Genomic DNA, 18,223 nt, shown 5'->3' with positions numbered 1-18,223 from the left:
CAGTCCGTCCCATCTCGTGCCCGTGCTCTTGTTGCAGCGATGCTCAGAGCTTCATGCCCTGAACCAGGCTGCCGACGGCGGTGAGCGACTTCGTCACGTTGGTCAGGTCGACGTCCGTATGCGTGGAGGCATCCACTTGCGTGACGGGCGCGACATTGGTTTGCGGGCTGGCGAACGACACGCCGCCGAGCTGGCCGTTGGCGTTGATGGCGTTGTTCTGGAACACGCTGCCGCCGACGATGGCGCCCATTTCGGCACGGTCGAGTTCTTTGCTGACGGCGAGGTTGTCGATCTTCAACATGATGGTTCTCCTGAATGGCTGGTTGGGTTGGTTGAGCATCATTCGTTGCGCTCGCAGCTACCTGTGCGAGAGCTGTGCCAGCGATGTGTGGAGAACGTTGAAGTCCTTGTCAGCAAAGGAAAGCGCGGTTTTGGCGAGCTTGCGGGCGCGGCGGATATGTCGGCGTGCGCCCGACGAAGCAGAGAAACCTGTCGGTGCAGCGCCGACTCAGAACTTTTCCACCCATGGCCGCAGTTCCATCTCCCACGTCCACGCGCTGCGATGCTGACGCAGCACATCGATATAGGACTGTGCGATCGCATCGGGATCGAGCATGCTGTCGGGCGCGTCGGCGGCTTCGGGATGCGCGCCGCGCACGCCGCCGTCGATGACGAAGTGCGCGACGTGAATGCCCTTCGGCATCAGTTCGCGTGCGGCGCTTTGCGCAAGACCCCGTAGCGCGAACTTGCCCATCGCGAACGGCGCGGACAGTGCGAAGCCCTTCACGCCGGCGGTCGCGCCGGTCAGCAGGATCGCGCCGTGACCGGCCGGCATCATGCGCCGCGCCGCCTGCTGCACGACATGGAAGGCGCCCAGCGCGGAGACCGCGACGGCCCGTTCCACCGCCGCCGCATCCAGTTCGGCCAGCGGCCCGCGCACGCGGCCGCTGGCGTTGTACACGACGATCTCCGGGGCACCGATGCGCGCTTCAGTCTCGCTGAAGAGCGCGTCGATCTGGCTGGCATCGGCGGCATCGGCGGGCAGGGCGACGGCGCCGGTTTCATCCACCAGCGAGGCCAGCTTGTCGACGTTGCGCGCCGCGATCACGACAGGAATGTTCTCGGCGCGCAGGCGCCGCGTGAGCGAAGCACTGATGCCCGCTCCGGCGCCGACGATCAGCGCACTGCGATAAGGAAAGCCGCTCATGGATGTTTGCTCGAAAGGGTGGGCGCCGATCGATCATAAACGCAAGCCACTTTCCTCGCCCGACGCTCAGGCAGACTGTTCCAGGTAACGCGCCTGATCGAGATCGGACAGCAGCGTCGGCCCTGTGGGTTGCCAGCCGAGTCGAGCTTGTGTCTGCGCGCTGGAGGCGGGCATGTCGAGGGCCATGAACATCGCCATCCAGCCGAAGTGATCCTGTGCTTCGGCGGGCGTGATCGATACGACCGGCAGCTGCATGCCGCGCCCGAGCGACTCCATGATGTCGCGCGCGCTGACGCCTTCCTCGCCGACCGCGTGATAACGCGCGCCGCGTTCGGCCTTCTCGATGGCGAGCCGGTACAAGCGCGCGACATCCGAACGATGCCCCGCCGGCCAGCGATTGGCGCCATCGCCCACATACGCGCATACGCCTTTCTCGCGCGCGATGCCGATGAGCGGCGTGATGAGCCCTTGGCGGAATGGATCGTGGACCTGCGGCAGCCGTACAACCGACACGTTGATGCCCTGATCGAGCAACGCCTGCCCCGCGATCTCCGACGCGATGCGCGGATTCGGGTGCTTCAGGTTGACGATGTCCTCGCTTGCCAGTCCACCCTGTTCGCCGATGCCGATCCCCGTGCCCGACGTGATGACGAGCGGCCGGTCCGAGCCCGCGAGCGCTTCGCCGAGCGCGGCGATCGCGCGCTTGTCCTTCTCGCAGTTCTCGACAAAGCGCGAGAAGTCGTGGTCGAAGGCGGTGTGGATGACGGCGTCGGCGTCGGCTGCGCCGTCGCGCAAGCTCGACGGGTCTTCGAGCGTGCCGTGATGCACATCGGCGCCGGCATCCTTGAGGGCTTGCGCGCCGGCATCGGAACGCGTCATGCCGATGACTCGATGACCCGCCGCGATGAGTTCGGGAACGAGCGCCGAGCCGATGAAACCGGTCGCGCCGGTCAGAAAGATTCGCATGGTGTGGTTCTCCTTGATCGAACCCATGCACTATCCTGCGTTTTCTTATCCCGTTAAAGTAGTGACGACATCATGGTAAACCGACTAACACCTTGAACACACCGCGCTCACTCGGCGATTTCCTGCGAAGCCGGCGCACGCGTCTCGATCCGGCCAGCTTCGGCTTCACGGGCCGCCGCCGTACGCCCGGACTGCGCCGCGAAGAGGTGGCGCAGCGTGCCAACATCAGCCCCACCTGGTACACGTGGCTCGAACAGGGACGCGGCGGCGCGCCTTCGCCGGACGTGCTGGAACGTATCGCCGGCGCGTTGTTGCTGACCGATACCGAACGCGAGCACCTGTTCATGCTCGGCCTCGGCAGGCCGCCGGAAGTTCGCTATCAAAGCGTGGACGGCGTGAATCCGCGCTTGCAGCGCCTGCTCGACTCGCTCGAAGCCAGTCCGGCGCTCATCAAGACAGCCACGTGGGATGTGGTGGCGTGGAACCGCGCGGCGGCCGTTGTGCTGACCGACTACGGCGCATTGCCGCCGGGCCAGCGCAATATCCTGAAGTTCCTGTTCCGCCATCCCGCCGTGCGCGCGAAGCAGCACGACTGGGAGAACGTCGCGCGCTTTGTCGTCGGGGCGTTTCGGGCGGACGTGGCGCGCGCGGGGATCGTGTCGGAAGCCGCTGATCTCGTCGATGAACTGTGCGGCGCCAGTCCCGAGTTCGAAGCCCTGTGGCGCGACAACGATGTGCTCGGTCATTCGGACGTGCATGCCATCAAGCGCCTGCAGCATCCGCTGCTCGGTCCCGTCGAACTCGAGTATTCGGCCTTCGCGGTCGATGGCCGGCCTGACCTCGGCATGATCGTCTATACGCCGCTCGATGCCGAAGTGGCCGGGCGTATCAAGACGCTGGCGGCGGGCGAGCAAGCAAGGTCCGCGTAGATCGCGCAATCGGCACGGCCTACTGCAAACATCGTTCCCGCATGCAGGGCGGCTTGCGCAGTACCATGACTGCCCGATCTTGTTCACGGCACTTGCAAGGCCAGGGATCAGGAATAGCGGTTGCATCGATGCCTGGCCGGGCGCATGCCCTCATGTAAGGAAACCGAACATGGCTCATCTGTGCGACGTTTGCGCCGCGCGTCCCGCCACGGTGCGGCTGGCCGTCTTGCGCAACGGGCAGCGGCATGTCATCGACGTATGCGACTTTCACTATGCCCAGTTGACACGGCATCAGCGTGCGCTCTCGCCGTTGGAATCGCTGTTTCTCGGTGGCGCGCCGGAGCAGCCTGATCCATCCGGCGCAGCCATGCCGCCCCCGTCCGCCGATGCAGCGCCAACCCCCAGCGCCCGGCGCAACGAAGCCGAAGGCGCGAACATCGACCGCTATTTCAGCGACGGCGCGAAAGAGATGCTGATGCGCGCGGCCGAGCGCGCCGTGCAATCCGGATGTTCACAGGTCGATACGGAACACCTGCTCTACGAACTCGCGAACAATGCGGTGATCGAGTCGCTGATGAAGAGCCTCGGGCTCGATCCCGCGCAGATCCGCGCCTATATCGATGCCAACGCGCCAGGCTGCTACGGCACGTCGCCGCCGCCGGCGGACGGCATGATCGGCGTGTCGCCGCGTCTGAAGAGCGCGCTCGACCGCGCGTTGCTCGCGTCGCGGCAACTGCGGCACAGCTATGTCGCGCCGGAGCATTTGCTGATTGGTCTCGCCGACGTGCCCGACAGCTTCGCCGGGCAACTGCTCGGCAAGCTCGGCGTCGATCCGCAGGCGCTCAGGCAGCAGACCGCGCAGACGGTCGGCGCGGGCGCACCGCCGCGCGGCGGCGATACGCCGCCTTCGCGTACGCCGAATCTCGACAAGTTCAGCCGCGACCTCACCGCACTCGCGCGCGAAGGACATCTGGATCCGGTGATCGGGCGCGCACGCGAGATCGAGACGATGGTCGAAGTGCTCGCGCGCCGCCGCAAGAACAATCCGGTGCTGATCGGCGAACCGGGCGTCGGCAAGACGGCGGTGGTCGAGGGGCTGGCGCAGCGCATGGTGAACGGCGACGTGCCCGAGTCGCTGCGCGAGAAACGGCTCGTCGAACTGAACGTGAATTCGATGGTCGCGGGTGCGAAGTTTCGCGGCGAGTTCGAGGAGCGCGTGAAGCAGGTCGTCGATGAAATCGGCGCGAATCGCGACACGCTGCTGCTGTTCGTCGACGAGGTGCACACGATCGTCGGCGCGGGGCAGGGCGGCGGCGAAGGCGGGCTCGACATCGCCAATGTCTTCAAGCCGGCCATGGCGCGCGGCGAGCTGAACCTGATCGGCGCAACCACGCTCGCCGAGTACCAGAAGCACATCGAGAAGGACGCGGCGCTCGAACGGCGCTTCCAGCCGGTGCTGGTGGCGGAGCCGACCGTCGCGCAGACCATCAACATCCTGCGCGGCCTGCGCGACCGTCTCGAAGCGCATCACAAGGTGACCATCCAGGACGATGCGATCGTCGGTGCGGCGGAGTTGTCGGACCGTTACATCACCGGACGCTTCCTGCCCGACAAGGCGATCGATCTCGTCGATCAGGCCGCCGCGCGCGTCAATCTCTCGGCCACTTCACGTCCTGCCGAAATCCTCGAACTGGAAGCGGAGCACGCGCAGTTGCGGCGCGAGCAGGACTACGCGGCATCGCGCAAGCAGTTCGACCGCGCGCATGCGCTCGACAGCGAACTCGAACAGAAGCAAAAGGAACTCGACGAAGCCACCGACACGTGGAAGAAGCGTGTCGGCACGAATACGTCGACGGTGACGGTCGCGCAGATCGCGGAGATCGTCGCGACGCTCACGGGCATTCCGGTCGCGCAACTGACCGAGGAAGAGCGCGCGCGCCTGTTGCAGATGGAAGAGCGTCTACACAAGCGCGTGATCGGCCAGGACGAAGCGGTCGAGGCCGTGTCCGACGCCGTGCGCCGCGCGCGTACCGGGCTGCAAGGGCGTAATCGGCCGATCGCCGTGTTCCTGTTCCTCGGGCCGACGGGCGTCGGCAAGACCGAGCTGGCGAAGGCGCTCGCGGAAGTCGTGTTCGGCGACGAAGACGCGATGCTGCGCGTCGACATGAGCGAGTACATGGAGCGCCATGCGGTGTCGCGGCTGATCGGCTCGCCGCCGGGCTATGTGGGCTATGACGAAGGCGGCCAGCTGACCGAGCGCGTGCGGCGCCGGCCTTACAGCGTGATCCTGCTCGACGAGATCGAGAAGGCGCATCCGGATGTCTACAACGTGCTGCTGCAAGTGTTCGACGACGGACGCCTCACCGACGGCAAGGGCCGCGTCGTCGACTTCAGCAACACGCTGATCATCGCGACGAGCAATCTCGGTTCCGATGTGATCGCCGGTCAGAAGCGCGGCGTGCTGGGCTTCACGAGCACGGCTTCGGATGCGGATGCTTCATTGCAAAGCGGCGTGATGAAGGTGTTGCAACAGCACTTCAGGCCGGAGTTCCTGAACCGGATCGATGACATCATCCTGTTCAAGTCCCTTGGCCGCGACGAAGTGCGGCAGATCGTGCGCTTGATGCTCGATCAGGTGCAACGTCTCGCGCATAGCCAGGACATCGCGCTCGAGTTCGACGAATCCGTCGTCGATCATCTCGCGGATGTCGGTTATCGGCCCGAGTTCGGCGCGCGTGAGTTGCGCAGGCAGATTCGTCAGTCGATCGAGAACCAGCTCGCGAGGGAAATGCTTGGCGGCGAGGTCGGCGAAGGCGCGAAGGTGCGCTGCCGCTATGACGAGAGCAGGAAGAAGCTGGCGTTCGACGTGACGCGCGCCGGTCTCGCCAACCAGCCGGGCGAAGGCACGCCGCCTACGCCTTGATCTCATGCTGGCATGCGTCATTGTTCGCATGCCAGCACAGCCCGTGCAACGTTGCATGGATTATTCGAACGCACTCGAATGGCTATCCTGTGGATTCACTTCACAGAGAGGTCATCCATGTCTGCCAGCAAGATCGCGATCGTGACCGGCGCAAGCCGCGGGCTCGGTCGGAACACGGTGCTCAATCTCGCGCGACGCGGCGTCGATTGCATCTTTACCTATCACAGCAATCGCGCGGAAGCGGACAAGGTGCTGGCGCTCGTCGCCGAGACGGGCAGCAAGGCGGCCGCGCTGCAACTCGATACCGGCAAGGTCGCGGCGTTCGACGCCTTCACGAATGATGTGCGCCGCACGCTCGCCGGATGGCAGGCCGAACGCTTCGACTATCTCGTCAACAATGCGGGCACGTCGCATCACAACAGCATCGGGAAGACGACGGAAGCCGAACTCGACGCGCTCTATGACGTCCACTTCAAGGGCGTGTTCTTTCTCACGCAGAAGCTGCTTCCGCTCATCAACGACGGCGGCCGGATCGTCAATATTTCGTCGGGCCTCACGCGCATCATCATTCCGGAGAGCGCGGCCTATGGCTCGCTGAAAGGCGCGGTGGAAGTGCTGACCAAGTACATGGCGAAGGAACTGGCGCCACGCCGCATCGCGGTCAACGTGGTGGCGCCGGGCGCGATCCAGACCGACTTCAGCGGCGGCATCGTGCGCGACAACCCCGAGGTCAACCGGCGCGTCACCGAGATGACGGCGCTCGGCCGCCCGGGCCTGCCCGACGACATCGGACCGATGATCGCGTCGCTGCTGTCGGAGGACAATCGCTGGATCAATGCGCAGCGCATCGAGGTGTCGGGCGGCATGGCGATCTGACGTCATGGCTGCGGCTGTCCGCCGTCGGTAAGGACAGTCGCCACCTTCGCGATCTCCCGCGCGCCTTCTTCCACCGGGCGCTTGAAGTCTTCCGTCCATTCGCCAGACATGAAGGCCGCGCGACGCGCCGTTCATCGCACGACCCCGTCTTGCCTTTTGCACGCGATTCTGCGAATGTGATCGCCGCTGTATCCGCATAAACATAACGAGCGGGATATCGCGCGCACTGCGCTGCACGACGGGCGTCGATCCGCTGACCGGAGGGAGTACCGACAATGACGCTTTCCCCTGTTCTGAAGCGGCTGGCATCGCCGCTCATCCTGCTCAGCCTGCTTCCGTTCGCAGCCGCTTCCTGCGGCGGCGGTGACGACGATACGCCGCCGCCGAAGACCGTACTGTCGGTTTCCGGCGACGTCACGACGCAGACCCAGTTCACACTGGCGCAGATCCAGGCTCAGCCCGCGACGACTCAAACCGTGTCCTTCGGCAGCGGCACGGGTCAGCAGACGCATGTGTACACCGGAGCGAGCCTCTGGAGCATGCTGAACCAGATCGGCATCACGACGAACGCGGCGGTCAAGAACGATGTGCTCGCGAAGTACGTGATCGCGACCGGCAGCGACAACTACCGCGCGCTGTTCGCGATGGGCGAGCTGAGCCCGGACTTCGGCAATCGCGGCAATCAGGTGGTGTATGCGGAGACGATCAACGGCACGAGCGCCGCGTTGTCCTCGACCGACGGCCCGCTGCGCGTCACCGCGCCGGGCGACGTGAAGGGCGGCCGCTACGTGTCGAACCTCGTGACGCTCAAGGTAGGCACGGCGGTGTCGGCGGTTCACGTCGCGGGCGGCGGGACCACGACGCAGTTCCAGTTGTCCGGCGCGGTGGCGACGCCGGCAAGCTTCGATCTCGCCGCGCTTCAGGCGCTTCCCGCGGTGACGCGCACGGTCGGCACGACGACCTACACGGGCGTGAGCCTGTGGAATCTGCTGAATGCGGCGGGCATCCAGACCAGTTCGACGGTCAAGAACGATCTGCTGGGTTTCTACCTGATCGCGACGGGCAGCGATGGTTATCGCGTGATCCTGTCGCTGGCCGAGCTGTCGCCCGATTTCGGCAATCAGCCGGACATCGTCGCGTATGAGATGAACGGTGCGCCCCTGACGACGACCGGTTTCGCGCGGCTCGTCATTCCCGGCGATGGCAAGGCGGGCCGCTACGTATCGAATCTGCTCGCGCTGGAAGTGGTATCGGCGCCGCGCTGAGCGACGCCGCGTCCGGCGAGGGAAGGATCCCCGAATCCTTCGCTCGCCGGATTGCGAACTTCAGATCTTCATGCCTTGAATCAGGCTGCCCACCGAAGAGACCGACTTCGTGACGTTCTTCAGGTCGACGTCCGTGTGCGTCGAGGCATCCACTTGCGTCACGGGCGCGACGTTGGTCTGCGGGCTCGCGAAGGAGACGCCGCCGGCCTCGAGGTTGGCGTTGACGCCGTTGTTCTGGAAAACGCTGCCGCCGACGATGGCTTCCATCTCTTCACGGGCGAGGTCTTTGCTGACAGCGAGGTTGTCGATCTTCATGGTGAATCTCCTGGGTTCCGGTTGGGTGGGGAGCGCGTATCGTTGCGCTCGCGACATTCATTGCGAGAGCCGTGCCAGGAGACGTTTCGCGGGCGTGAAGATCGTGCAAGCCGTTGATGAGAAAGGGAAAGGCGGTACTCGGCGGTACCTGCCACGAGTCTCGTCATGTGGCGAGGTGTTGGCGGCGACAGAACGGGCGCGCGTGGCGCGTTGCCGCCGATCCAACAGTGCGAGCCCACGGGCCGCGTGAAGAACGGATCAGCGATTCACTTCAAGTTTGACGTTTGCCTGCCGTTAACAGTCGCACGGAAAAGTCTTTCGGGCACATCAGGCACGCGACAGCATGCATGTCGATCTCATTACCATCTATCTGCTTGCCATCGGCACGCTCCTCGCCAGTTGCGGGATGACGCTGTGGGAACGCCGCGGTCATGCCGGACGCAGGCAGGAGCTGGCCACGCTGGCCGCCGGCTACGCGACGCTCGCCGCCGGCTGCGCGGCCGTCGCCGTGCGCCACGCGCTGCCCGGCGCCATCGGATCGGCGCTGAGCAACCTCATCATGGTCTCGGGCTATCTGCTGCTGCTGCGCGGCGTCGCCATCATGAACGACCGGCGTCATGGGGCGTTGTCCATTGGCGTGCTGGCCGGCGTGGCGCTCGCGTGGGTCATCGCCGGCGTGCGCTGGGAAGTGCCGATGTGGAACTACGTCAGCGCCATCCCGATCGCTTTCGCCAGCGGCATGACGGCCCGCGAACTGCTGCGTGGCGATCGCGCCCGGCGCCTGCAGTCGCGCGATATCGCGGCGTTCGTCGCGGGCTTTCACGGGCTCTTCTATGCCGCGCGCGCGCTGATCCTGCCGTGGCTGGCAGCGTCGCTCGGGCCGGGCATGCTGTCGGCGATCGCCAAGGCGACGATGTACGAAGGCGTGCTCTATTCCGTCATTCTGCCGATGACCCTGCTGCGCTTCGTGCGCGACGAGGCGCATGGTGAATTGCTGAAGGAATCGCGGACGGATTACCTGACGGGGCTCGGCAACCGCCGCTGGTTCTTCGAGGAAGGCATGCGCATCATCCGGCGCGCGGATGCACGGCAGCCGGTCTGCCTGATCGCGCTCGATCTCGATAACTTCAAGGCCATCAACGACCGCCACGGTCATGAAACGGGCGACGCCGTGCTCAAGACCTTCGCGTCGATCGCACAGGACGCGCTGGGGCCCGAGGCGATTTTTGCGCGCATCGGCGGCGAGGAATTTGCCGCGCTGCTGCCGGGACGCGACTGCAATCGCGCCCGCGCGACGGCGGAAGCCGTGGTCCGGCGTTTCGCGCAAGCGGGCACGCCCGGCGCGGCGGGGGTGGAGATCCGTGCGACCGTGAGCATCGGTCTGGCGCAATGCGGCACGGCCGGCGCTGCATTGACTGATCTGCTGACCATCGCCGACCGCGCGTTGTACCGGGCGAAGTCGCTCGGCGGCAACCGGGTGGAACTCGCGCAACCCGCGGCGCGTTCTCAAGCGCCGCGCGACAGCGTGGCCTGCTGATCTCTTCTAGCGCCGGGCCGAAGCACGCGTCCCCAGCCAGACCAATCCGATAGCCCCTGCCGCCAGCGCCGCCGCCGCGATCCACAGCGCGGCCGAGAACGAACCCGTGTGCTCGGCGATAGGCGCCGCGACCAGCGGCCCGACGATCTGCCCCAATCCATACGAAGCAGTGGCATAGCCCATCAATCCGGCGGCCGCATCGCCGCGCAGGCGGCGCGCCTCGCGCATCGCGAACAAAGTGATCGCGGTAAACGGAAACCCCAGCAGCAGACTGCCGATGCCGAATCCGAGCGCGGTAGGGAAGACGATCCCCGACGCGATGCCCAGCGCCTGAATCAGATACAACCCGGCCGACAGCAGGCGGTTGTCCCAAGACAGCGGCAGGCGCGCGGCGAGCAGCGCGCCGGCGATCAGCGCGAGTCCGAAGGCTGGCCAGAACAAGTCGGGCCACGCTGAACCGGGCAAGGCTTGCCGGGCGATGACGGGCAGGAAGGTCGCCGAGATGATGTAGCCGAACCCGGCGAGTCCATAAAGGCCGATCAATCCGATCGAATCGGCGCGCGCTACGCCGGTCTCGCTGCCGCCGTGATGCGTCGCGTGGCCATGCGCGGCCGATGCCTGCCGCGTGAAGGTCTTCCAGACGGCCAGGCCGGCCAGCGCCGAGCACACCGCGAAGCCATCCCACACCCACGGCGCGGGCACGGCGAGCGCAGCGGCACCTGCACCGAGCAGTCCGGTTGCGACGATCCCGACACCCGGCCCGGCATAGATCACGCCGCCGTAGCCGTGCGCGTCGAGTTCCGCGAGCCGCCGCAGGCCCCATTGCGATGCAAACACGAACGCCCACGCGCTGACGACGCCCGCCGCGAAGCGGATCGCCGTCCAGAGCCAGAACAGATGAACGACGCCCATCGCGAGGGTCAGCAGGATGGTCGCGGCGAGCGCGAACCGCACCATGCGGGCGTGATCGATGCGAATCGCCGCGCAGGACAGCGCGCCGATCAGATAACCCGCGTAGTTGGCCGACGCGAGCCAGCCGCCGTGCCGGATGTCGAGCGCGCCGCTGTGCAGCATCAGCGGCAGCAACGGCGTGAACGCGAAGCGCCCGACGCCCAGCGCAACGGCCAGCACCACGGCGCAGGCAAGCGCGGCATCGCGGGCGGGTTGAGCGGAGGCGGACGAGACGGGCAGCGGCGATGCCATGAGCATGAAAGTCAGAGCGAGGGTCCGCTGATCCTACCTTGACCTATCCATCTTGAAAAATGAATAATCGAGATGGAATCAATCTTCAGGAAAGATCATGGATCTGGCTGCGCTCACCATCTTTCGGGCGGTCGTCCGCGAAAACGGCGTGACGCGCGCCGCGCTCAAGCTGAACCGCGTGCAATCGAACGTGACGACGCGCATTCGCCAGCTGGAGGAAACGCTCGGCACGGAGTTGTTCGTCCGCGATGGCCGGCGCCTCGTGCTGACGCCCGCCGGCGAGACCTTGCTGCCCTACGCCGAACGCCTGCTCGCGCTGGCCGAGGAGGCGCGTCATGCGATCAGCGAGAACCGGCCGCAAGGACGCTTGCGCCTGGGCACGATGGAAAGCACGGCGGCGAGCCGTCTGCCGCGCGTGCTCGCGGCGTACCACCGGCGCTGGCCGCAGGTGACGCTGGAACTGGCGACCGGCGTCACGCGCGCGCTGATCGAAAGCGTGCGCACCTTCGACGTGGATGCGGCGGTGATGGCGCGGCCGATCGAACCGGACGCGCTCGGCGCCGGGCAGTTCGACACCGTGCCGGTGTTCCGCGAAGAACTGACGCTGGTCACGCCGCGCGGACAGGATCCGACAACCCTGGCGCAGGAGCCGGCCGGCCTCACGCTGGTAGCGTTCGAACGCGGCTGCGCCTATCGCTCCTATGCGATGCGCTGGTACGAGCAGCAGGGCATCCGTCCCGCGCGGGTGCTGGAACTGGCCTCGTACCACGCGATCATCGCGTGCGTGGCGGCGGGCGCGGGCGTCGCGGTGGCGCCGCGCTCGGTGCTGGAACTGGCGCGTCTCGACGATGACGTCGATGTCCATCCGCTCGGCGAACTGGGGCAGGTGGATACGCTGCTGGTCTGGCGCAAGGGCCATTACTCAGCGGCGCTCGACGCGCTCCGCGACCTGCTCCTCGATGGCGCGTGAATCACGCCCGCTTTTTCAGCCGGCCGCCGTGCTCAGCGCGACCACCGCCCGCAGCGCGCCGCTCACCATGTTCTCGACCACCGGCTCGACCTGTTGCGCCACCTCGGGCCGATACTCGAACGGCGCGGCCTCGTTCATGTAGGTCGACTGGCACATCTCCAGCTGGACCGCGTGCACGCCGTCCTGGGGCGCGCCGAAGTGCCGCGTGATATAGCCGCCCTTGAAGCGGCCGTTGGCGATCCACGTGAACGGACCCGCCGCAGCCGCGCGTTCCACTTCCTGCTGCACCGAAGCCGCCGCCGTGCGTCCGTCCTGCGTGCCGATGTTGAGATCAGGCAGCTTGTCGTCGAAGAGACGCGGCAGCACGCTCGCGATGGAATGCGCTTCCCACAGCAGCACGTTCGCATGCCGCTCGCGCAGACGCTTCAATTCGGCGCGCAGGGTGTCGTGATACGGCTGCCAGTACGCCGCGACGCGCCGCTGCTTCTCGGCGGCATCGGGCACGCAGCCTTCGCGATACACCGGCTCGCCGCGAAAGGTCAGGTCGGGGCACAGGCCAGTCGTCGTCTGTCCGGGATACAGGCTTTCGTCGCTCGGCGGCCGGTTCAGGTCGATCACATAGCGCGACAGGCGCGCGCCCAGAATCGTCGCGCCGAGCGTCCGGGCGAAGCTGTAAAGGCGGTCGAGATGCCAGTCGGTATCCGCGACCGTCAGCGCGACGTCGGTGTACTGGCTGCGCAGTGAGTCCGGAATCTGCGTGCCGAGGTGCGGGATGGAGATGAGCAGCGGCGCATCGCCGCGTTCGAGAGAAAAGAGATCGTTCATGAGCTTGCGTCCTGGGTTGGCCGACGTTCAGGCGTCGGCAAGCAGTTGCGAGAGCGCCCGGCGATAGTCCGCGTAGTGCCGCGCTTCGTCCCGATGACGACGCTCGCGAACCACGCATTCTCCACCGACGAAAACATCGCGCACCGGCGTTTCGCCATGTTCGCAGAAGACCACGGAAGAGAGCCACGTCGCGGGCGTTTGTTCCGCGAGATTCGGATGATCGGCGTCGAGCACGAGCCAGTCGGCGCGCGCGCCGGCTTCGAGCTTGCCGGTGGTGCGGCCCGTCGCGCGGGCGCCGCCTTCGAGCGCGCCGTGGAACAACCGGTCCGCGACCTGCGCCGTGTCCGGCGACGCGAGCACGTTGCGCTGCCGCCGCTGGAGCCGCTGGCCGTATTCGAGCAGACGCAGTTCCGCGCGCCAGTCCACGCCGATATGACTGTCCGAGCCGACGCCGAACGCGCCCTGTGCGTCGAGATATTCCGCGACGGGGAAGAAGCCGTCGCCGAGATTCGCCTCGGTCGTGAGGCACAGCCCGGTGATCGCGCCGCTGCGGGCGAGCGCGAGCGTTTCGCCGGCATCGACGTGAGTGGCATGCACGAGACACCAGCGTGGGTTGACGTCGAAGTGATCGAGCAGCCATTGCACCGGGCGCGCGCCGAGCGCCGCGAGCGATGCGTCCACTTCCGCCGTCTGCTCCGCGATATGGATATGCACGGGCGCGCCGGGCGACATGGCGTCGAGGCCCTCGAGCAACGCGCGCAACGAAGCCTCCGACACCGCCCGCAACGAGTGCGGCGCGACGCCGTAACGCAGCGCGCCGTCTTCCGGACGCGCCGTGCGCAGGCTGCGCAGCAGGTCGAGATAGCCTGCCGTGGAATTGATGAAGCGGCGCTGGTCGGCGCGCGGCGGCTGCGCATCGAAGCCGCCTTGCTGATAGAGCACGGGCAGCATCGTCATGCCGATGCCGGTCTCGCGCGCCGCATCCACGACGCGCAGCGCCAGTTCCGCCGGTTGCGCGTACTGCGTGCCGTCTTCGGCGTGATGCACGTAGTGGAACTCGCAAACGGACGTGTAGCCCGCCTTGAGCATCTCGACATAGAGCCAGCGCGCAATGGCGCCGAGCGTCTCGGGCGTGATGCGCAGCGCGAAGCGGTACATCAGGTCGCGCCAGCTCCAGAAGCTGTCGGCGGGGTTCGCGCGATATTCGGTGAGACCCGCCATCGCGCGCTGGAACGCGTGCGAATGCAGGTTCGGCATGCCGGGCACGACCGGTCCTGCCGCGCGCGCCGCGTTCGCGGGTATCTCGCGCGTGTCGGGCGTCACGGCGACGAGCGTACCCGCGTCGCTCCACTCCAGCAGCACGTTGGTGCGCCAGCCGTCCGGCAGCAGCGCGTGCGCCGCAAAAAGCATTGAGTTCGATGAGTTCATGATCGGACTTGGGTTTCGAGCGACGCGCACAGCAACGCGCCGTCGCCCTGCATCCCGACTTCGATGGCGCGCGCGTCTTCGATGCGCAGCGTGTCCATCTTCGTCAGACTGATATGCGTCTCGCCGACGCGCACGTCGAGCGTGCCGCGCGCGCAGTGCAGCAGCACGGTGTCGCCGCGCACGACGCGCGTGCCCGGCGCGTGCCAGATATCCACCGATGCGCGCGCGGCATCGCGTTGCGTCATCAGGTTGAACACGCGGACGGGGCCGTCGGTGAGCTGCGCGTCGATGGGCGTTTCGCCCGCGAACCGGGCCAGCTCCAACGCCTGCCCGACGACCTGTTCGCCGAGCACGAGACCCGCGCCGTCGAGCAATACGAGCACACGATCGATGCCGTCGAAGCGCGAGAAGGGCCCGGGCCGGTCGATATCCGCGACGCTCGCGCGCCACGCCTGGGCCTGCGCTGCGACTTCGCGCGTGATGCCGCCGCCGTTCTTCCAGGGTGAGGCGACGAGCGCGTCGCCGCGTATCAGAGCGAGGTTCATGCGCGCGTCAGCACGGCTTGCAGGAACGAACGCGTGCGCGGCTGCGTGGGCGTCGAGAAGATCTGCGCGGGCGGACCCGCCTCGACGATCTCGCCGCCGTCCATCACGACGACGACATCCGCCACTTCCTTCGCAAAGCCCATTTCGTGCGTGACGACGAGCATCGTCATGCCTTCGGCGGCGAGCAGCTTCATCACTTGCAGCACTTCGCCGACGAGTTCCGGATCGAGCGCCGACGTGGGTTCGTCGAACAGCATGACGCGCGGCTGCATGGCCAGCGCGCGGGCAATCGCGACGCGCTGCTTCTGTCCGCCCGAGAGACTTGCGGGCATCGCATGCGCCTTGTGTTCGAGGCCGACCTTCTTGAGCAGCGCGAGCGCGGCGGTGTCGGCATCGGCTTTCGACAGGCCGCGCAGCATGCGCGGGCCGACCGTGATGTTGTGCAGCACCGAAAGATGCGGGAACAGATTGAACGACTGGAACACCATGCCGACTTCGGTGCGCAACGTGTTGAGCGGGCGCTCCTTGAGCATCGTGCCGTGATCGACGAGCCGATGCCCGCAGATGTCGATAGTGCCGCGTTCCGGCTGTTCAAGACCGTTGCAGCAGCGCAGGAAGGTGCTCTTGCCGGAACCGCTCGGCCCGATCACGACGACGACCTGGCTCGGCTGGATATCGAAGTCGATGCCGTTCAGGACGCGATGCGTGCCGAAGGACTTGGTGAGTTCGCGGATGCTGACGATGGGTTGAGCGCTGTTCATTGCACCATGCCTCCTGCGCGCAGCCGACGCTCGACGCGATGAAGAATGTAGTTGGTCGTCTGGGTGAGCACGAGATAGACGAGCGCGATCACGATATACACCTCCAGCGACCGGTAAGAGACGCTGATGATCTTCTGTCCTTCGTGCATCAGGTCGTGGATGGTCAGCAGCGACACCAGCGCCGAGTTCTTGATCAGCGCGATGAACTCGTTGCCAAGCGGCGGAATCATGCGCACGATGGCCTGCGGCAGGATGATCGCGCGCATCGCCTGTCCGGACGACATGCCGATGGAGCGCGCCGCTTCCGTCTGGCCGCGGTCCACCGACTGAATCGCGCCGCGCACGATCTCCGACACATACGCCGCCGAATACAGCCCGAGGCCGAGCATGCCGCACACGAACGCGGGCAGCAGGATATCGAACTGCGGCAGGCCGAAGAACAGCAGGAACAACTGCACGAGCAGCGGCGTGCCGCGGAAGAAGATCAGATAGCCGGTGCAGAAGCCGTAGACCAGCCGGCGCTGCGGCGCCAGCCGGCCGATGCCGATCAGAAGCCCGAGCAGGCACGACAGCACGAGCGCGGCGGCGGTCACTTCCACCGTGACCAGCGCGCCGTGCGCGATGTCGGCCCAGCCGGCGAAGGCGGGAGTGAAGTCGAGTTGCATGGGTCAGGTCCGTCGGCTTACTTGGCGCTGGCGGTCGTGGCAGTGGTGCTGAACCACTTCTTGACGATGGCGTCGTAGGTGCCGTCGGCCTTGATCTTGGCGAGCGCGGCATTCATCTGGTCGCGCAGTTGCGGCTCGTCCTTGCGCACGGCGATGCCATACGCTTCCGTGGTCAGCTCCTTGTCGAGCACGCGGAAACCGGGGCGGGTGCGCACGAACTGGAATGCGGCGGGCTTGCCCGTGACGGCGGCGTCCGCGCGGCCGATGCCGACGAGATCGAACATTTCCTGGTTCTTTTCCACTTCCACGCGCTGCACCTGCGGATAGTTGTCGCGCAGGAAGTTCACGGACTTCGTGCCCACCTGAACCGTCACCTTCTTGCCGTTGAGATCGGCGAGGGTCTTGATCGGCGAATCGGCCTTCACCAGCGCCGAGAGGCCGCCCGCGAAGTACGACTGCGTGAAGTCGACGACCTGCGAGCGTTCCGGCGTGATGTAGATGCCGGAGATGGCGGCATCGAAACGGCGCGCGACGAGACCCGGAATCAGCCCCTTGAAGTCGATGTCGGTCCACTGGACCGTCTTGCCCATTGCCTTCGCCAGCGCGTTCATGATGTCGATGTCGAAGCCGGTGCGCTGGCCCTTGTCGACGAATTCCATCGGCGGGAAGGTGGCGTCGGTGGCGACGTTCAGCACCTTCGAGTCTTCGGCGGCGGCGCTGCCGGGCAGCACGGCGGCCATGATCGCAAAGCCGAGGCTCGCGGCGGTAAAGAGGTTCTTGAGTTTCATCGTGTGGGCTCCGGGTGTGGTTCGGTCGTGGTTTTGAAGCGGTCAGGTGGACTGCAATTGGGTGGAAATGGCGTTGGCGGTGCGCACGGTCCAGTCGGCGAGTTGCTGTTCGCGGCCGGCGGCGCGCGAGGAGGGCGCCATCAGCGTGATCGACGCGGCCGCGCCGCCGCCGCTGCCGCGCGTCGGACGCCGGAACACGGGCGCGCTGACGCCCCACACGCCGATATCGATCTCGCTGTCGCTGACCGCGTAGCCGCGGGACCGGATGGCGTCGAGTTCGGCTTCGAGGGCGGCGCGCGCGGCGGGGTTGTCGGCGAACTGGCGTTCGAGGCTTTCGGCGCGGGTCTTGTCGGCCATGAAGGCGAGCAGCGATTTCGCCGATGCCCCCGCACGCAGCGGCACGGCGCGGCCTTTCTCGAAGGAGCAGCGCAGCGAATGCGTGCTCTCGATCATTTCGAGGCAGATCACCTGGTCGTTCACGGCGACGATGAGACCGACGCTTTCCTGCGTCGCGCGGGAGAGTTGCAGCATGCTGTCGCGGCTGGCTTCGACGAGCATCGAGTTGACGTCGAAGCCGAGCGCGAGCTGGAGACTGATGGGGCCGGGCGCGTAGTAGCCGGCGTCTTCGGAGACGAAGCCCCAGCGCTTGAGCAGCGCGACTTGCCGGTAGAGCGTGCTTTGCGCGAGACCGGTGGCGCCGAGCATGTCCTTCACGGACATGGCTTTGCCGTGGCTGGCGAGTGCGCTCAGCACGAGCAGCAGGCGCTCGGCCCCAATGACGCTGGATTCCTTGTTCACGATTTTGGTCGTTGCTTGAAGCGATGTCGATGGACAGAGAATGCCATGCGGCTCCCGCTGGACAAAAATCGGTTTCTCGGTGGGTGGGAAATTTAGATTTAGGGTTTACGCTTATCCGGACAGCAAAAAAGAAAGGGCGCGCGCCGATGGCGAGCGCCCGTCATTACGTCATGCAGCGGGGTGGGGGGCGGGGCTGGCCCCCCGGCCTTGCCCCCCCGCCGG

General features: G+C 66.3%; 18 protein-coding genes. 6 read left to right on the top strand and 12 right to left on the bottom strand.

The genetic code is table 11. The features are described 5' to 3' along the window. Nucleotides 1-43 precede the first annotated feature (43 nt). From QCE69_RS26240 to QCE69_RS26230, 3 genes are all read right to left on the bottom strand, one after another. On the bottom strand, nucleotides 44-301 hold the full coding sequence (locus tag QCE69_RS26240) for a hypothetical protein (protein WP_309924530.1): 258 nt from the start codon (nucleotides 299-301) through the stop codon (nucleotides 44-46). Nucleotides 302-508: 207 nt separating this feature from the next. Further along, nucleotides 509-1,207, bottom strand: coding sequence for an SDR family NAD(P)-dependent oxidoreductase (locus tag QCE69_RS26235; protein ID WP_309933809.1), 699 nt, complete (start codon nucleotides 1,205-1,207; stop codon nucleotides 509-511). Between the two features lie 66 nt (nucleotides 1,208-1,273). Beyond that, entirely contained in the window at nucleotides 1,274-2,173 is a 900-nt protein-coding gene (locus QCE69_RS26230; RefSeq protein ID WP_309933807.1) for an SDR family oxidoreductase, read from the bottom strand. Between the two features lie 92 nt (nucleotides 2,174-2,265). Here QCE69_RS26230 and QCE69_RS26225 point away from each other — a divergent pair, with 92 nt between their 5' ends. The 4 genes from QCE69_RS26225 to QCE69_RS26210 all read left to right on the top strand — a co-directional run bounded on the left by QCE69_RS26225 (nucleotide 2,266) and on the right by QCE69_RS26210 (nucleotide 8,166). Further along, nucleotides 2,266-3,102 (top strand): helix-turn-helix transcriptional regulator, encoded by an 837-nt coding sequence (locus tag QCE69_RS26225; protein WP_309933806.1) that lies wholly within the window; start codon nucleotides 2,266-2,268, stop codon nucleotides 3,100-3,102. Between the two features lie 169 nt (nucleotides 3,103-3,271). Next, complete coding sequence (locus QCE69_RS26220) at nucleotides 3,272-6,025, top strand: ATP-dependent Clp protease ATP-binding subunit (RefSeq protein WP_309933805.1); 2,754 nt, start codon at nucleotides 3,272-3,274, stop codon at nucleotides 6,023-6,025. A gap of 117 nt (nucleotides 6,026-6,142) precedes the next feature. Further along, nucleotides 6,143-6,901, top strand: a complete 759-nt coding sequence (locus QCE69_RS26215) for an SDR family oxidoreductase (protein WP_309933804.1) — start codon at nucleotides 6,143-6,145, stop codon at nucleotides 6,899-6,901. Nucleotides 6,902-7,176: 275 nt separating this feature from the next. Beyond that, nucleotides 7,177-8,166, top strand: a complete 990-nt coding sequence (locus QCE69_RS26210) for a molybdopterin-dependent oxidoreductase (RefSeq protein WP_309933801.1) — start codon at nucleotides 7,177-7,179, stop codon at nucleotides 8,164-8,166. 60 nt (nucleotides 8,167-8,226) lie between these two features. Here QCE69_RS26210 and QCE69_RS26205 read toward each other — a convergent pair whose 3' ends face one another. Then, the gene (locus tag QCE69_RS26205) at nucleotides 8,227-8,481 is read right to left on the bottom strand and encodes a hypothetical protein (RefSeq protein WP_309933800.1); all 255 of its coding nucleotides are present in this window, start codon (nucleotides 8,479-8,481) and stop codon (nucleotides 8,227-8,229) included. Nucleotides 8,482-8,824: 343 nt separating this feature from the next. Here QCE69_RS26205 and QCE69_RS26200 point away from each other — a divergent pair, with 343 nt between their 5' ends. Further along, nucleotides 8,825-10,018, top strand: coding sequence for a GGDEF domain-containing protein (locus QCE69_RS26200; protein WP_309933799.1), 1,194 nt, complete (start codon nucleotides 8,825-8,827; stop codon nucleotides 10,016-10,018). A gap of 6 nt (nucleotides 10,019-10,024) precedes the next feature. Here the strand turns inward: QCE69_RS26200 and QCE69_RS26195 are convergent, their stop codons facing one another. Further along, nucleotides 10,025-11,221 carry a YbfB/YjiJ family MFS transporter gene (locus tag QCE69_RS26195; RefSeq protein ID WP_409021240.1) on the bottom strand — a complete coding sequence of 399 codons (1,197 nt, stop codon included), beginning with the start codon at nucleotides 11,219-11,221 and terminating at the stop codon, nucleotides 10,025-10,027. A 97-nt stretch (nucleotides 11,222-11,318) separates the two neighbouring features. On the opposite strand from QCE69_RS26195, the gene QCE69_RS26190 reads away from it, so the two are divergent. After that, nucleotides 11,319-12,191, top strand: a complete 873-nt coding sequence (locus QCE69_RS26190; RefSeq protein WP_309933795.1) for a LysR substrate-binding domain-containing protein — start codon at nucleotides 11,319-11,321, stop codon at nucleotides 12,189-12,191. Between the two features lie 15 nt (nucleotides 12,192-12,206). On the opposite strand, the gene hutG is transcribed toward QCE69_RS26190, so the two are convergent. The 7 genes from hutG to QCE69_RS26155 are packed head-to-tail and all read right to left on the bottom strand — an operon-like array spanning nucleotide 12,207 to nucleotide 18,001. After that, nucleotides 12,207-13,016, bottom strand: coding sequence for an N-formylglutamate deformylase (hutG, locus tag QCE69_RS26185; RefSeq protein ID WP_309924505.1), 810 nt, complete (start codon nucleotides 13,014-13,016; stop codon nucleotides 12,207-12,209). 27 nt (nucleotides 13,017-13,043) lie between these two features. Further along, complete coding sequence (locus QCE69_RS26180; RefSeq protein ID WP_309933794.1) at nucleotides 13,044-14,444, bottom strand: formimidoylglutamate deiminase; 1,401 nt, start codon at nucleotides 14,442-14,444, stop codon at nucleotides 13,044-13,046. After that, on the bottom strand, nucleotides 14,441-14,989 hold the full coding sequence (locus QCE69_RS26175; protein ID WP_309924500.1) for a HutD family protein: 549 nt from the start codon (nucleotides 14,987-14,989) through the stop codon (nucleotides 14,441-14,443). The genes QCE69_RS26180 and QCE69_RS26175 overlap by 4 nt, the downstream gene beginning before the upstream one ends. Next, a complete protein-coding gene (locus QCE69_RS26170) occupies nucleotides 14,986-15,750 on the bottom strand; it encodes an amino acid ABC transporter ATP-binding protein (protein ID WP_309933792.1) in 765 nt (254 codons plus the stop codon). Before QCE69_RS26170 ends, QCE69_RS26175 begins: the two co-directional genes overlap by 4 nt. Continuing rightward, nucleotides 15,747-16,415, bottom strand: a complete 669-nt coding sequence (locus tag QCE69_RS26165; RefSeq protein ID WP_309817295.1) for an amino acid ABC transporter permease — start codon at nucleotides 16,413-16,415, stop codon at nucleotides 15,747-15,749. The genes QCE69_RS26170 and QCE69_RS26165 overlap by 4 nt, the downstream gene beginning before the upstream one ends. 17 nt (nucleotides 16,416-16,432) lie before the next feature. Further along, a complete protein-coding gene (locus QCE69_RS26160) occupies nucleotides 16,433-17,203 on the bottom strand; it encodes a transporter substrate-binding domain-containing protein (protein WP_309924496.1) in 771 nt (256 codons plus the stop codon). Between the two features lie 42 nt (nucleotides 17,204-17,245). Further along, the gene (locus QCE69_RS26155) at nucleotides 17,246-18,001 is read right to left on the bottom strand and encodes an IclR family transcriptional regulator (protein WP_309933791.1); all 756 of its coding nucleotides are present in this window, start codon (nucleotides 17,999-18,001) and stop codon (nucleotides 17,246-17,248) included. Between the last annotated feature and the right edge of the window lie 222 nt (nucleotides 18,002-18,223).

The sequence above is a fragment of the Caballeronia sp. LZ032 genome (genome assembly GCF_031451315.1).
Lineage (GTDB): Bacteria > Pseudomonadota > Gammaproteobacteria > Burkholderiales > Burkholderiaceae > Caballeronia.
Note: the sequence above shows the minus strand (reverse complement) of the source record. Positions and strands in the feature narration are given on the sequence as shown.

Bases quoted from the DNA above. Each gene is read 5' to 3' on its own strand.
- QCE69_RS26240 (WP_309924530.1), bottom strand. From the start codon at position 301: ATGTTGAAGATCGACAACCTCGCCGTCAGCAAAGAACTCGACCGTGCC.
- QCE69_RS26160 (WP_309924496.1), bottom strand. From the start codon at position 17,203: ATGAAACTCAAGAACCTCTTTACCGCCGCGAGCCTCGGCTTTGCGATC.
- QCE69_RS26175 (WP_309924500.1), bottom strand. From the start codon at position 14,989: ATGAACCTCGCTCTGATACGCGGCGACGCGCTCGTCGCCTCACCCTGG.
- QCE69_RS26195 (WP_409021240.1), bottom strand. From the start codon at position 11,221: ATGGCATCGCCGCTGCCCGTCTCGTCCGCCTCCGCTCAACCCGCCCGC.
- hutG (WP_309924505.1), bottom strand. From the start codon at position 13,016: ATGAACGATCTCTTTTCTCTCGAACGCGGCGATGCGCCGCTGCTCATC.
- QCE69_RS26205 (WP_309933800.1), bottom strand. From the start codon at position 8,481: ATGAAGATCGACAACCTCGCTGTCAGCAAAGACCTCGCCCGTGAAGAG.
- QCE69_RS26210 (WP_309933801.1), top strand. From the start codon at position 7,177: ATGACGCTTTCCCCTGTTCTGAAGCGGCTGGCATCGCCGCTCATCCTG.
- QCE69_RS26200 (WP_309933799.1), top strand. From the start codon at position 8,825: ATGCATGTCGATCTCATTACCATCTATCTGCTTGCCATCGGCACGCTC.
- QCE69_RS26180 (WP_309933794.1), bottom strand. From the start codon at position 14,444: ATGAACTCATCGAACTCAATGCTTTTTGCGGCGCACGCGCTGCTGCCG.
- QCE69_RS26220 (WP_309933805.1), top strand. From the start codon at position 3,272: ATGGCTCATCTGTGCGACGTTTGCGCCGCGCGTCCCGCCACGGTGCGG.
- QCE69_RS26230 (WP_309933807.1), bottom strand. From the start codon at position 2,173: ATGCGAATCTTTCTGACCGGCGCGACCGGTTTCATCGGCTCGGCGCTC.
- QCE69_RS26215 (WP_309933804.1), top strand. From the start codon at position 6,143: ATGTCTGCCAGCAAGATCGCGATCGTGACCGGCGCAAGCCGCGGGCTC.
- QCE69_RS26235 (WP_309933809.1), bottom strand. From the start codon at position 1,207: ATGAGCGGCTTTCCTTATCGCAGTGCGCTGATCGTCGGCGCCGGAGCG.
- QCE69_RS26190 (WP_309933795.1), top strand. From the start codon at position 11,319: ATGGATCTGGCTGCGCTCACCATCTTTCGGGCGGTCGTCCGCGAAAAC.
- QCE69_RS26170 (WP_309933792.1), bottom strand. From the start codon at position 15,750: ATGAACAGCGCTCAACCCATCGTCAGCATCCGCGAACTCACCAAGTCC.
- QCE69_RS26165 (WP_309817295.1), bottom strand. From the start codon at position 16,415: ATGCAACTCGACTTCACTCCCGCCTTCGCCGGCTGGGCCGACATCGCG.